The sequence below is a fragment of the Nocardia sp. NPDC004260 genome (assembly GCF_053603155.1).
Genome location: NZ_JBSGEZ010000067.1, coordinates 1 through 13,262 on the forward strand (window position 1 = coordinate 1; position 13,262 = coordinate 13,262).

Here is a 13,262-nt window from a genome sequence, read left to right on the forward strand (position 1 = left end):
ACCTCCACCAGCAGCATCACCGGACACCAGCCGATGATCAACCCGCCACCCCGAGTGGCGGGTTACAGCATCAACCTTCCCGGACGCGGCACTAGGTCACATGGTCATGCATCGGATCCCGCATCCGGATCAAGAGAAGCAAGCCAACAGCTTCGCCGCCGAGTTGTTGATGCCCATACGAGGCATCCGCGGTGCGTTGCAATCCCATCCACTGACTGTCGGTCGGCTGCTCGACATCAAAGAGGAGTGGAAAGTCTCGATGTGGGCGCTGCTGCGCCGTGCCCACACGCTCGGCGTCCTCAGTGATTGGCAGTACCGGACTCTCGCGGTGGAGATGTCCAGCCTCGGCTACCGAACCAGCGAGCCTAGCGCCTTGGAACCAGAGGTCCCGACCGCGGTCGATTCGATCGTCACATGGCACGTCAGTAGGGGGACCGAGGTCACAGAGTTGGCTCGGTCAGCGTTCTTGACACCAGACGAATTCGTAAGCCTCTACGCCGCAGGGCCGCTCCGCGATGCGGCTTGTTCGAAAGATCCTTGGCTTCGCAGAAGCAGCCCCACACGTCGGGAGGATGTTCGATGACGGGATCGGCTAGGTCCAATGGCCACTCTGGCGATCGGGATGGCGTGCTGCCAGAGATCGCCCACCAGACCCGGCCGAGACCAGTACCGGGGACGGTCGGAGTGCTCAACGACCGAATCATGCTGCATACCAACCGAATCACCGCACGGGCGATCGTTCCACTCCCGTCGAGCATTGCAGGATTGGTCCTGAGCGGCAAAACCGCCGCTGCCGGGATCAAAGAACTCCGGCAGAACCATCCAGATCTCGTGCTGCTCCGTGATCCCGAGGGCTACCGCCGCGCCCTGGCAACCGAAGAAGACCCGTTCGTTGTCGACGACAACACAGACAGCCAACAGCGGCTGTTTCCTATGACGTTGGAAGAATTCCTACAGGCACAACGGGACTGCGGCGCAACCCTGGCTCTCACACCCACCGGATATCTGACCGCTGGCGACAGCGACGCCCTCAGAGCCGTGGTTCGGGCAGCCGATCAGATCGAGCGAGACGATGTGCTGGTGAGCGTGCCCTTGGACATCGCATGGCTCAAGAACGACCTCATCGACCACCTCATCGCGGTCCTGGCCCGGCTCGACAAGCCTAAAGCGGTGTTCCTGGGCGGGCAGTTCGATCCGCTGGAACGCTACAAGGACGCCGTCGGCAATCTCCGGCGACTAGTGGCCGAAGTCGGCAGCACCGCCGTGCTGCGAACCGACCTCACGGGCTTCGACGTTATGAGTCATGGCGCCTTCGCAACCTCGATCGGCACCGGGGGCAGTCAGCGCCACATGGTTCCTTTCGGTCAGACGCCAAAGGCCATCCAGACAGATCAGTCACCCAGCGTGTTGTTCGAGCAGCTCATGTCCTTCTACAAGGGCTCGACACTCGCGCGTCGATTCGCCGACACACGACCACCGGTATGCCACTGCGCCTCATGCGGAGAGCGTCCGCTGGATACATTCCTCAGCAGAGACGACGCCGACGCCGCCCATCGCCACAGCCTGCACACATGGGCTTCCTGGGTGAAGGATCTGCAGGCCCAACCCACCCTGGCGCACAGGGCGCTGTGGTGGAAGAACAGATGCGCGACCGCTGCTACTCATGCTGACATCGTCAACGCTCAGATCAACCAGCCCGATGCCTTCCAGGTCTCCAAGACTTTGAAGGCGTGGGCGGAGCTGCCCCCATGGTGGTCGGTACCGGGAACTACCCGCCAAGCCCGGACCCGATGAGCTGCCGATGCAGCTCCTCAGCAAACCACCACTGACCGCACGAGAACCGGTGGCGCACGTAAGGCTGCGGGTCCACCAACATGCGCAACCCGTTGCCGTCGAAAACGCAGATTCCGATCCCGAAGAACGACGCTTGTGCCCGTGCTTCGGACAGGTCGTCCGGAACCGATCGTAACAACATCGCACGACTGCAGAACGGCGCGAATTGACCCGCCGAGCGCAAAGCGTCCTTCCAGGACCGGCCGGCCACGACGGCGAACTGCGCCGACAGCGGCGCGACAGCGCGCCTGGTGTAGTAGCTGCCATCACTGTCGAGCACACCGACCGGCGCCCGCCGCAGAAGCCGACGCTCATGATCGGTAAGGTCGGCAACAGCAACAGGCAAACCGACCGGCAACCCCATCAGCGCATCCAGCAGATCCATCTGCGTGACCGCTGCAAGACCAGCCTCCTGACGTCGTGATATTTCTGCAGTGTCCGAGCGGTAAGCGACACCGGCAGCAGTGCCGAACATCCGCACAACAGCCGTGGAACATCGCTCCAGCGCGTCAGTGGTGTGCCCAGCCTTGACGACAGCCCGTGCCGCCTCAGCCACACCAGCACGACTCACGACGCCTCCATCCCTACTTCCACCAACCCGTTGAGCAGGGGCTAGCGCTGTTCTGCACCCCATGCCCCCACCGCCTGCATAACAACGAAGTCACCACTGATCCGCCCCGGTCATGCAAGCGAACCTTGCTCAGCAGATCACGAATCGGACCGTAGTGCACGCTCGTGCCGAATGCTCGGTCTTGCTTGAGCCCGGACAGACTAACCCCTTGATTGCCAGCCCCGACCATCGCCACCCAGCCAGTTCGAGCGATCGCTATGCCGGACAGCGCGGGCGGCATCTGCCGATCCGGTGGACACCCGCCGATGCCCATCCGACCGCAACCAGGTGACCGTACCCCGTCAATGCGCACTTCAGCGCAGCGATGAGGTGGGCCGCTGCTGAGGTGTTTCGCACCCCGAGTCGACCCGATGGATCTGGCGCTGCCATCCCTACTAGTTGAGATATTTCTCGGTTTGCCCAGTGGTGGTCGTCAGCGATCAGAACGACGAGACGATGCGAGAGACTGGCAGCCGCTTTTGTCCAGGCCACTCGGACGTGCCGCAACAGTCCACGTCGTGACACTCTGCCCCTGTGAGCGGCCGGATGCCCTATCGACCTGCCCCTTGGGCGTAGCCCATCAGTGAGATGCACCGCATAGTCCGGCCGCCACCGCCACCCAGCTGTACGCGCCTATGGGTCCCTAGCTGCACTCAACGCCGAACCGGGGTTGAACAGGCCTAGCTGTTTTTCTTTGTGGTTTTCGGTTGACTCGGCGAGACCTTTGGGCGCGCAGACATCTGTTTGGTTTGGCCCCCGGATTGGAAGACCGATCCTCGCGAGTCTGCGGAGGCAGCTTGTTGCTTGCTAGCACCTCGCTTGAGATGGATGGTCATCAGGGCTCTCCTTGGTTGAGCTCAGCGGTGAAGTAGTGCTTGCGGGCGATCCACCGGAAGCCTTCGTGCAAGTTGATGGAAGCTACCTCAACCGGTCCTCCCACTGTATCGGGCCCGAGCTTGAAGCGGGTGAACCCTGTGGTGATTTCCACCATGAATCGCGCCAGCGCGATCGCATCAGGCAGCGGCATCCCCGCTGGTACTGGATCCACGGCTTGGGCCGAGAGGATCTTGTCGATCTCAGGGTGCGAAGACTTGGCGATCTTGTTCTTCAGCGCGGCTTCGAGCCGAGCGTCGTAGCCGTTGAACAATCGTTCGACTGCTGCAGGCTTGGCATAGGCGCGGAAGCCGTACTCGTCGGGCCCCAGCACAGGGGATGGCTCAGGGTGAGTCGTCGTGTCGTGAAACTTCAGCAGCCAAGCTTCGGCTTGGTCTGAGCCAGCCGAGTACCCAGCCACCAGATAGCCCATTTCTCCTGGTAGCCGGGGCAGGGCCGCTTCAGCAGTCGCATTGGCGAAAAGTTCGGCTGCCCTCTGGGCGATCTGTTCCACCGTGTAGTCGTGAGTATCGACCTCCCAGTCGGGGTGGCCAGGGTCTCGTCCCATGAGTCGAAGACGCAATGTTTTGGACAACGTTGAGATGCTGGCTGGGCCTATGTGGCCGAGCCCCCAAGTCATCGCGGCCACAGGCAAGGCTCGGTGGAGGTTGAAGATCTTGTCGGCGTTGTTGTAGACCTGCTCGCCCAAGGGATGCGCGAGGGTTGTCGCGGAGTCGGTTGACAGAACGATGCCGTCGAATACCTTGACCCAGACTGCCACTGTCACCCGGACAGTGTAGATGCCACGCCGCCGATAAGCCTCTGCGACAGAACGACTTTCGTCAACCTTCGGCCCCCCTGGCGCGACGGGGAACTAGAGTCGCTTCTATGCAGCGCCGTTCGCGATTGTGGGAGCGCTCGCCTTGGCGCGACATGGCCTTCTGCGGGTGACGTCGGATCTCGGGCGCAATGCGAATCCGGGGTGGATAGGTCGCCTCACGCAGGGGACCCATCCCTCTGGTAGACCATGCCTACCCAGCATGATGGCGCTTGTTCGGCGTGGGATCGTGGATGAGATCCACTTCCTACCTCCCCTCAGCTGGCCCTCGGATATTGCCCGGGATCGAGATCGTCCACGAGCGTCGAAAGATGTTGTCGCATGCGCTCCTTCACCGCCGCCACCACGATGCAATCCGCTCGACCACCGCCATGAATCGTCGGGTCTCCACCGGCAACCGTCGCGACACGAGGATACGATCGGATGGGTATGCAGACCGACGCGCAGGTCCTCCTGTCGCAGGACGATGCTTCGGGGAATAGTGCTGCAGTCTTTTGTCGTCGCATTGATCTTCATCCTGGTGGCACTCAACTGCACATTCGTGGCCGTGAAAGGCTTCCGAGGGGTGGTGACAAGTCCCAGTGAGGGCTACGGGAAGACTCTCCGACACCACCCTGACCGATCCGGCACGTCGCGAGAAGGCCAACGACCTCGTCGCGTGGTGTGAAACCGCGGCCGCGCTGCTGTGCCTGCCGCCGGCCGGATACGCGCTGTGGGTGGCCTCCGACCCGGACGGACGGATCCCGCTGGCCGTTCCGGTCGGCTTGGCCGTCTACGCGATCGCGGTGTTTTCCCTCGCTCAGTACCCGCTGGAGAAGATCAAGCAGTGAGCACTGCGGCCGCGGTGAGGCACCGGCCGATTCGGCCATCTTGGGCAGTTGGCCGCCCTCGCCCTCGGTATCACCGAACCGTGGCACCTGGGCCAGTCCAAATGGTGGCCAGGCGAGTCGACACGCCGCGGTGCTGCGCACCTGCGCGGCTCATCGCGACCGGATTCCCGAGCAGTTCGCCGCCCAGGCCGCTGCCCGCGGTGAGGTGATCTCGGTCCCCGACGAGCCGGTTGCGCTGCGGCCCGCCCAGGTGCAGGACTGGTATATCGAGGTGGAACGGGCCGCCGCCGAAGCACTGGCCAGTGTGGGCTACCCGATCGACAACACCTTCATCCCGGTGAACGCACCCGACGACCTGCCGAGCACCTGCCCGCACTGCGGCGGCGAACTGTCCTGGGGTATCGGCCCGCACGTCGCCGACGCCGCCGCACGCGGCAACGCCTCCGCATGGGAATGCTTGGGCTGCCGAGCCGCCGGACCCTGCAACCGACCGACCGGCCCGCACATTAGCCGCGAGCCGCAACCTCGGGAAGCGCGGGGGAGTTCACTGCCCACCTTCCTGCTGTTCTCGCAGTTGCCGGTCGGCTCGCTCGAACAGCGCCCGGACACGGGCCTCGGCCGCGGCGATCTCCTCGGCCGTGGGTTCGGCGCCCTCACCACCGCGGCGGCGGGCCGCTTCGTCTGCCTGGTAGCGAACCTCGGCCTCGGCCTCGGCCTCCAGCTGCCGTGCCGCCTCCTCCGCCCGCGCGGCAGTGGCCTCGGCTGGGTGCTCACGTTCCCAGACGACCGCGGCTCGCACGCCCTGACTTAGCAGCCGACGCAGGCACGCTGTGGCGATCCACTCCGACAGGTTCTCCCCGGCCGCCTCCCGCACGCGAGCGAACAGGGCATCGTCCATCGAAATCTCTGCTGTTGCCATGCCCGACAACGATATGCCTACTGCCGGTCGAGACACGCCGATGATCGAAGTCCTCTCCAGTCAGCCCGAACCCGCTGTGAGCACTGAACACGACTTCGAACACTCACATCCGTCGGCGCCCCGGCCTCACCCCTGACACCGGTCATCACGCGAAACCGGCAGCGACTCATCGAAATCGGCCGGTCCGTCGCAATGCCCGCCCGTCGGCCTTCTCAAAACCGCCCGATTATGAACAGTCCGCCGAGCCGGGCTCGCAAAGCGGGTTCAGGTCCAATCGAGCTGATCTTCAGAAACACCGACTTCTCGGCCATGAGCCACCGCGAGGGAACGCGCTTCGGCGTCGCCGGGGGCGTATCTGAACACACGTCCCGCGAAAACCACAAAGGTCGTGTCCGCAGTATGGAAGTCGATATACGAGGGGCCCGGCTGGAGTGCAGCGGCGAACGTTGCGGCTAGCCGTTCGGCAGCTGCGTCGGCGGCCTCGAACTCGACCAGTGTCCAGATGCCCGGTTGCTCGGGCCCCGGGGAAGCGGGCCGAATCCGTGTAATGGCGTCCACGGCGATGTCCAGATTCGGCAAAGCGGCATCAGGACGGAAACTTTCGATGATGAACACGCCACGCAGGCGGCCTTGGGAAACGTCGACCATGTCACTCAGAATGCGGAACCCAGACCAGATCAGCGATCACGCCCCACGGTGCAGAGCCTCGAGGACGGGCTGGTGGCTATGCAATTCGCCGCCGACCTCACCGACGAGGAGTACCTCGCGATCCGCGACCGCGCCCGCACCGAGCTGGCGGACCGGATCCCGGATCCCTTGAGCGAAGTTCCATTCTGACCGGAGACCAGCTCGGCAGAAACGGACCGCGACACGACACACGGTCGGTCGCGGCGCCGGTTCAGTGGCCCAAGTTGGTCTGTCTGGTGATCATCCGACCCGCGACATAGAGGTCGCCATTGGAGTCCAGCGCGGCGATGATCTTCTTCTGATTGCCGTGGTGGGTTGTGAAGGGCCTGACCGGCTGCCAGCGGCCCCGCTCGCTGCTGACCTAGACCTGGCATTCAATCCGGCCGAGGTTTCCGGACCCCGAAAATCAGCGCCGAGAAACGTTGCGCCCAGTTTGTTTTCGCAGGTCAGTCACTGAAGGTTTGTGTCGGTGGGTGGTGGTAGATGTCCCTGCGCGTTCCGGCGAGCGCTGGGCCGGACGTAGTTCCACTTCCCCTGCTCACCACGGGCAGGGGTCGCATCGACGTTCAGGAAGGTTTCGACTTGATCGGAATTGGCGTGTTCGTGGTGATGGTGATTGTGGTGGCCAGCCTCGCAGGAGGAGCGGGATTCATAGTGGGGCGAGGCCGTGCGGCCGTCGCCGAGGAACAAGCGAGGAGCTGGCGAGAGTCGGCCGAACAGATGCGTCGCGAACGCGACGCCGCTGGTGAACAATCCCGCCAGGAGCGAGATTTCGCCGTGGAGGAGGCTCGATGTGAACGCGACGCTGCGGTGACGCAGGTGCGTGCCGAGCGCGACGTCGCGCTCGGCCAGGTTGAACGAGAGCGGGTCGACGCCGCTGATCAGCTCGCGAAGTTGCGCGGACAAATGCAGGACGAGACCACCGCGCGCACGACGGCTCAGACCGAACTCGCCGCCTTGCGGGAACGCCGTGACGAAGAGCTCGCCGCGCTGCGAGCGCGTCACGACGAGGAGCTCGCGCTGGTGCGAGGCGTGCACACCGACATGAAAGAAGTCAGCACACAGCTGACCACGGACGCGCTGAACGCGGCCGGCGCCGCACTGGTCAAGCAGTTCACCGACCTGGCGGAGCAGCGCGCGCAGGCGACCGCGCGTGAGCTCGACAAGCGGGAGAGCTCATTCGATGAGATGGTCAAGCCGGTGGTGGCGTTGATCAACAAAACAAACGCCCACATGGCCGAGGTCAGCAAGGAAAATGCCAGCGCCAAGGCCGCGCTGGGTGAGCAGCTGAAGCAGATGAGCACCGACCGGGACATGGTGCGTATGTCCAGCAATGAGGTGCTCAAGGAGATCGGACAGTTGAAAAACGTGTTCCGCAGACCCGAGGCCCGTGGTCAGTGGGGCGAGCAGACCCTGCAGGCGGTGATCGAAGCCTCCGGCATGACGAACCTGATCAACTTCGACAATCAGCCGACCTTCAACACCGACCACGGTGCCCAGCGACCGGACCTGATCGTCAACATCAGCAGCGATATGGCAGTCGTCGTCGACGCCAAGGCGTCGTTCAACGCGCTTATCGACGCTGCCGACGCGCGCGACGAAGCCGAACAGCAGCAACGGCTCGCGGCGCATGCCAAAAACGTTCGCACCCACATCGACCAGCTCGCCGCAAAGAAGTACTGGCTGCTGCCGAACAAGTCGCCGGAGTTCGTGGTGATGTTCGTGCCCTCGGACTCGTTCCTGTACGGGGCGTGGGAGCACGACCGCGGTCTGTGGGAATACGCCGCGAACAAGAAGGTCATCCTCGCCACCCCGACCAGCCTGCTGGTGATCCTGCAGTCGGCCGCGGCGGTGCTGCGCTACGACAAGGCAGCGACCAACCTGCAGTCCACCGTGGACACCTGCAAAGAGCTGGTCAAACGCCTTGCCAAACTCGCTGAGCATGTGGGGAGTCTGGGCGCGAATCTCGGCAAGACGGTGCAGAACTTCAACTCGATGGTGGGCTGTCTGGAGCATCGCGTGCTTCCCCAAGGCCGCAAGGTCAACGAGTTGCAGGGCGCGGAGACCTCGATCCGTGAGCTGGACACGGTCGATCTGACGCCGCGTCAGATCGCCGGCCCCCGAGCCGAACTCGACGGCGACAGTACGTCAGCGGCCTGACCACCTTGGTCTTGGTGGGCTGGCGATCAGCGCTTCCACGCCGCCAGCTCACCAATCGCGCGGAACCACAGTTTTTCGACCTCATCTCCGGCCTCGACTTCCCCGATTCGCGATTGCTGCCGCGCTCGTTGTCCAGGCGACTCCGCTCGTAGGAGTTGGCGCGTCTGCGGGAGTTCCGGAGATCAGCCGCTATAGCTGTGGCTGCCGGCCGTCGCCACGTTCGATGAGCATGGTCAACAAACCCGACGCAGCTCCGGCGGAGGCGTGGTCGTGGAGCGATTTGGCGTAGGGGCGGGGCGAAGGATCGGATTCGCCTCCGGACTCACCCATATTGACTGCGACTGATTGAAGGTCATCTGCAGTCACACCGCCGTTGTCGTCGACGCGACCTGTCGATGGCCTCGCCCGATGCCGGAAGTAGTCTCGGGTGTCGTCGAGTGAGACATTACCCCGCCGTTGTACTGCCCTACGTTACTGACGTTGGGGCAGGTCCTGTGAAGACTGCCGCTGAACGTCGGTTGCTGCGTGCAGAACAAACGCGTCGATCGCCGCTGTCGCCTTCTTGTACAGCACCTCATGCTCCTCGACACTTGCAGGGCTGACACCGGTTCGCTGGATAGACCGTATCGCCTCGATCGCCTCGTCCGCCAACTGCTGGAGTCGAGCATCGTTGGTAAGAAGCTTGATCCGGAATTGTTCCGACCGCAGCACCGACTTCCTTGAATACGATTCCGGCCTGGAGTTCACCTCTGCATCAGGATCCTGCCTGAGCCGGTGCCACCGTTCGATCTGATGATGGCGATACTCGTTGGCCGAAGCCGCGAAGGCGTTGTAGGCATTCAATCGGTCTTGTCGCAAGCGCTCAGAGAAGTTCTGACGGGCTGTCCTGTCAGCTGTAGCCCTCTGGAAGTAATGGGTGACAATAGATCCCAGGAGTGTCCCTGCTATGGCGATCAACGCGGTAACCACACGATCAATCTAGTGCCTCGTCCAGGCGCTGCCGCGAGCAGCGGGGCGGCCTCTGCATGCCGGGACGGGGTTTCGGAGTCTGCGGCGATCAGGGCGTGGAGTCTGCGGCCGAAGGGCTACTCGGCGGATACAATCCAGCGCAACGACTGCCGGAAGTCACCGCGTTCGCGCGATGGATGCGCTCACGGGCCGACCGCAAAAACGGACTGGAACGACAACCTCCCCCACAGGACATGCACAGTGGTGAGGATGAATTCGGTCGTGGCGTCGATGAAGCTGGCGGCGTAGGGAGCGCGGGCGAATTAGCGGACCGGTGTGTCTGCGATGGGTGGTAGCACGATTTCGCCGACGAGTCCGGAGGGTTGGACGCGGCGGGAGTTGTAGACGAAGGCGAGGCGTTCGTCGTTTTTTCCTGCGTCGCCTTCGGCGGCGTCGGAGGCGATGACGTGCCAGTGCTGGCCGAGTTGCTCCAGGAGAAAGGTGAGGGCGGTGGTGTTGCGGTGGACTTCTTGCAGGGCGATCACGTCGAGTCGGGAGATCACCTCGGCGATGAAGGTGACCGCGCGCCAGTCACGTTTGGGGGAGTCGGTGGAGGTGGCTTGCCAGGTGCGGCTGAGGTTGCCGAACATGCGCAGGTTCCAGCTGCCGATGAGGAGATTGTCAGCGGTTCCCGCGGGGATCGTGGCGGCTACAGCGGCACCCAGCTGAGACGCTTGTTGCTGAACATCGACCAGCGGCGTGCTCATAGCTATATTGCAGCACAACCCGCTGGTCCGTAATCGATACTCTGCTCAGGACACGCCTTCGCAGACCGGCTTGCCATCGGCTGAGCCGTTCGGCCCGAGTTTGTATGCCTCGCTCGGGTTCGCATACAGTTGCTTTGTAAATTACCGAGCGAACGCTCAGGTACGAATACCCCTGATCGCGGCCTCTGGACCGGTTTGCCTGGTTCAGGGGCCGCGATTGGTTATCGCCGCCAGCTATTGATCATGGGCATCGGCGTAGTCACGGACGGCTTTGAGGTCATTCCCCCAGTATGCCCCTCGTGAGGTGTCGTCCAGGGGCGATGCGAGCCTCGGAGACCAGAACCCGCCACCGCAACGCCGACCGGCGAAGATCTGGCCTCCTCAGCCAGATCTCGGCGGAGGGACCGGACACGTGAGTCCGGAGGATGAGGCGCCGAGCCGGAGGGCGGCCTGGCACTCACCGTAGAGACCTGTCGGAGATCCACGGGTGACGGGTGGAGGTTGCGGGCTGTGTCGGTGCTTGTGTGGGTCCGCGATCGAGTGGGTGGAGTTCGTTGGTGAGGGCTGTGAGCGCGTGGGCGACTTCTTCATGGGTGGCGCGGATGTAGGTCGTGGTTGATCCGGTGTCGCCGGTGGCATCGGTGTGGCCGGCGTAGGCGTGGGCGACGGCGTAGCCGAAGTTGCGTTCAACCCAGGTGAGGGTGGTGTGACGCAGCCAGTGGGCGCTGACGTTGTAGGCGGCGACCCAAGGCAGCTGTTCGCGCAGCCGGTTCCAGAGGTGGTCGTACCGGCGGGAAGTGAGGTGTCGGCCGTTGCTGTAACGCAGGACTAAAGCGTTGTCGGATCGGTCCTGGCGAGAGGCGCGGGAGGAGGGACGTTGGCGGATGTGGTCCTGCAGGTGGTGCATGAGGGTGGGGGAAATCGGTTGCCAACGTGTCGTATCGTTCTTTTCGCGGAGGTAGACCTGGCTGTAGCGGGGGTCGAGGTCTCGGATTCGAAGATTCAGTACTCCGCCTCGCCGGCAGGCGGTTTCGACGTGCAGGCGCAGGATGAGCGCGTCGAGTTCGCGGTCGTTGCCTGTGGTGGCCGCGGCATGGAAGATTTCCGACAGCTGCTGGTCGTTGAGGGCGTGGCGGCCACTCGGCGGCCGTCGGTTCTTGGGTACTCGCAGGGCCGGGTTGTCGGTGAGGTAGCCGTCGTCACAGGCGTGCCGGTACACCCGCCGGATCGCCGCGAGCATGTGCTCGTAGGCACTGCGTCCGCCGCGAGAGTTGCGCCGCACCACAGCATGTTTCTTCGCATGTTCGGCCAATGCCCGAATCTCGAGGGCGCTGGGCTCGGTGATCAACCGGCTGCCCCACACCTCGACAAGCCGCTTCCAATACGGCCCGTAGTTGCGTAACGAGCCCGGGGAAGCCGCCGCCTCGACCAACGCAACGTAGGCAGCGAATGTCGGAATCGTCCTCGACCCCGGTGCACCGGCAAGCCTCGCCTGAGTCGAGGACGGTTTCTCGGCAGGTGCCGATCCGGTTGCGTCCGTGATGTCCAGCAGTTGTTCGGGACGGATGCCGAGTTGGTCGAGAAGCACGCGGGCGGCGGCAACCGCAGACTCGTCTTTCACCGCGACTCCTCTGCGGTGTGTCGGTGGTGGGCGGTGAGGATGGCTGTGAGCACGTGCGGGGGATAGAGCCGCACTGATGACCGGCTCACGGACCCGACCATCAGGACCTGATCGCCGGGGTGCAGCAGACATCCGCGGCGTATGTCGGCTGAGAGAAAGATCCAGCCGTCGCGCAGTGCCGCCGATCGTGGCGTCGATCCGGGCGTGAGCACGACTGCGCCGGCATCGGTATCCACCGCGAGAGTTCGCAGATCCGACCAGCCCAGCTCGTCGGTGATTCGTTTCAAGCACAAGCGGCCGTGGTGGGTCATGGCCGACACGGCGTAGTGTTCGCGCTCGCCGCGAATAGGCGACAGCACAGCCAGATCCGGCAACGGGAGCGCCGGGATCGTTGCGGGAACCGCCGCAGCGGTTGTCCCCGCGGGCCGGGTAATCGGTGTCATACGACTCCCGCCGGGCCGGCGCCAATGACCTGCATCTCGAGCTCCGATCTCTTCGTTGAAAACGGACGTGCATTCACTGCAAGGTTGCCGAGAAGTGGTTCTGACACGGTGTCGTGCTGAGGAAGCGGCGAGCGGATGCGCTTCGTGTGATGGGTCGCATCGTCGCGGACCAGGATTATAGGACGTTTATCCATGGGATGGTAGTGCATAGGACGATTACGCTCTGGATCAATGCGCGTGGGACGTATGTGCTTGGGCCGACATGTCCAGTCCAGGCAAGCCCGCGCTCAATCCGACCGCTGCGGCGTTCGGAGCACGCGTGCGTGCCCGCCGGACCGAACTCGGCTGGAGCCAAGAAGCTGCCGCGCATGCGTGCGGAGTCCACTGGACCTACCTCGGGCAAGTCGAACGCGGGCAACGCAGTCCGCGGGTAGAGAACATCATGAAGTTTGCTGCCGGTCTGCAGACGACGCCGGGACAGTTGATGGACGATCTTCCTGTCCCGGCGGACTTGGTGTAGGCAGTCTCGACAGGGGCAGACGTGTGGCGAAAGGGACAGTGCAGCCACCGAATTGACCCATCGGAGAGTGCGCGGTGCGAACGGTTGGGTTCGAGTCGTCCGGTACTAGTCTGTTTTGGTTGCTGACAGCGCAGGACCCTTGCAGCACCGCGGCAAAGCCGTCCCCCCGGCGTCCTGTACTTATAGCTGGTAGCAGTCGTACGCAGCTCGCGC

At 63.7% G+C, this 13,262-nt stretch carries 13 protein-coding genes and 1 pseudogene; 6 read left to right on the top strand and 8 right to left on the bottom strand.

What is annotated here, in order from left to right:
* The first annotated feature begins 100 nt into the window (after positions 1-100).
* Both ACWEO7_RS29905 and ACWEO7_RS29910 read left to right on the top strand, forming a co-directional pair.
* The gene (locus tag ACWEO7_RS29905; protein ID WP_452428168.1) at positions 101-583 is read left to right on the top strand and encodes an ImmA/IrrE family metallo-endopeptidase; all 483 of its coding nucleotides are present in this window, start codon (positions 101-103) and stop codon (positions 581-583) included.
* 119 nt (positions 584-702) lie between these two features.
* On the top strand, positions 703-1,794 hold the full coding sequence (locus ACWEO7_RS29910; RefSeq protein WP_452428169.1) for a hypothetical protein: 1,092 nt from the start codon (positions 703-705) through the stop codon (positions 1,792-1,794).
* Here ACWEO7_RS29910 and ACWEO7_RS29915 read toward each other — a convergent pair.
* Positions 1,769-2,404: a hypothetical protein gene (locus tag ACWEO7_RS29915; RefSeq protein WP_397080392.1), complete on the bottom strand. Its 636-nt coding sequence runs from the start codon at positions 2,402-2,404 to the stop codon at positions 1,769-1,771. The genes ACWEO7_RS29910 and ACWEO7_RS29915 overlap by 26 nt on opposite strands.
* An 874-nt stretch (positions 2,405-3,278) precedes the next feature.
* A complete protein-coding gene (locus tag ACWEO7_RS29920; protein ID WP_397080390.1) occupies positions 3,279-4,103 on the bottom strand; it encodes a hypothetical protein in 825 nt (274 codons plus the stop codon).
* 632 nt (positions 4,104-4,735) lie between these two features.
* Here ACWEO7_RS29920 and ACWEO7_RS29925 point away from each other — a divergent pair.
* Both ACWEO7_RS29925 and ACWEO7_RS29930 read left to right on the top strand, forming a co-directional pair.
* Entirely contained in the window at positions 4,736-4,984 is a 249-nt protein-coding gene (locus ACWEO7_RS29925; RefSeq protein ID WP_397080388.1) for a hypothetical protein, read from the top strand.
* 130 nt (positions 4,985-5,114) lie between these two features.
* Entirely contained in the window at positions 5,115-5,795 is a 681-nt protein-coding gene (locus ACWEO7_RS29930) for a hypothetical protein (protein WP_452428171.1), read from the top strand.
* 372 nt (positions 5,796-6,167) lie between these two features.
* On the opposite strand, the gene ACWEO7_RS29935 is transcribed toward ACWEO7_RS29930, so the two are convergent.
* Both ACWEO7_RS29935 and ACWEO7_RS29940 read right to left on the bottom strand, forming a co-directional pair.
* Entirely contained in the window at positions 6,168-6,551 is a 384-nt protein-coding gene (locus ACWEO7_RS29935) for a hypothetical protein (protein ID WP_452428173.1), read from the bottom strand.
* A 250-nt stretch (positions 6,552-6,801) separates the two neighbouring features.
* A pseudogene (locus ACWEO7_RS29940) lies at positions 6,802-6,900 on the bottom strand (DUF6342 family protein); the annotation flags it as partial.
* A gap of 173 nt (positions 6,901-7,073) precedes the next feature.
* Between ACWEO7_RS29940 and rmuC the strand changes: the two are divergent.
* Entirely contained in the window at positions 7,074-8,750 is a 1,677-nt protein-coding gene (gene rmuC / locus ACWEO7_RS29945) for a DNA recombination protein RmuC (RefSeq protein ID WP_397080382.1), read from the top strand.
* 471 nt (positions 8,751-9,221) lie between these two features.
* Here the strand turns inward: rmuC and ACWEO7_RS29950 are convergent, their stop codons facing one another.
* From ACWEO7_RS29950 to ACWEO7_RS29965, 4 genes are all read right to left on the bottom strand, one after another.
* Positions 9,222-9,719, bottom strand: coding sequence for a hypothetical protein (locus tag ACWEO7_RS29950; RefSeq protein WP_397080380.1), 498 nt, complete (start codon positions 9,717-9,719; stop codon positions 9,222-9,224).
* A gap of 302 nt (positions 9,720-10,021) precedes the next feature.
* Positions 10,022-10,465: a hypothetical protein gene (locus ACWEO7_RS29955; protein WP_397080378.1), complete on the bottom strand. Its 444-nt coding sequence runs from the start codon at positions 10,463-10,465 to the stop codon at positions 10,022-10,024.
* A 457-nt stretch (positions 10,466-10,922) separates the two neighbouring features.
* Complete coding sequence (locus ACWEO7_RS29960; protein WP_452428175.1) at positions 10,923-12,086, bottom strand: tyrosine-type recombinase/integrase; 1,164 nt, start codon at positions 12,084-12,086, stop codon at positions 10,923-10,925.
* Positions 12,083-12,529, bottom strand: a complete 447-nt coding sequence (locus ACWEO7_RS29965; RefSeq protein ID WP_397080374.1) for a hypothetical protein — start codon at positions 12,527-12,529, stop codon at positions 12,083-12,085. Before ACWEO7_RS29965 ends, ACWEO7_RS29960 begins: the two co-directional genes overlap by 4 nt.
* A 262-nt stretch (positions 12,530-12,791) precedes the next feature.
* Between ACWEO7_RS29965 and ACWEO7_RS29970 the strand changes: the two genes are divergently transcribed.
* The gene (locus ACWEO7_RS29970; RefSeq protein WP_356966314.1) at positions 12,792-13,049 is read left to right on the top strand and encodes a helix-turn-helix domain-containing protein; all 258 of its coding nucleotides are present in this window, start codon (positions 12,792-12,794) and stop codon (positions 13,047-13,049) included.
* Positions 13,050-13,262 lie beyond the last annotated feature (213 nt).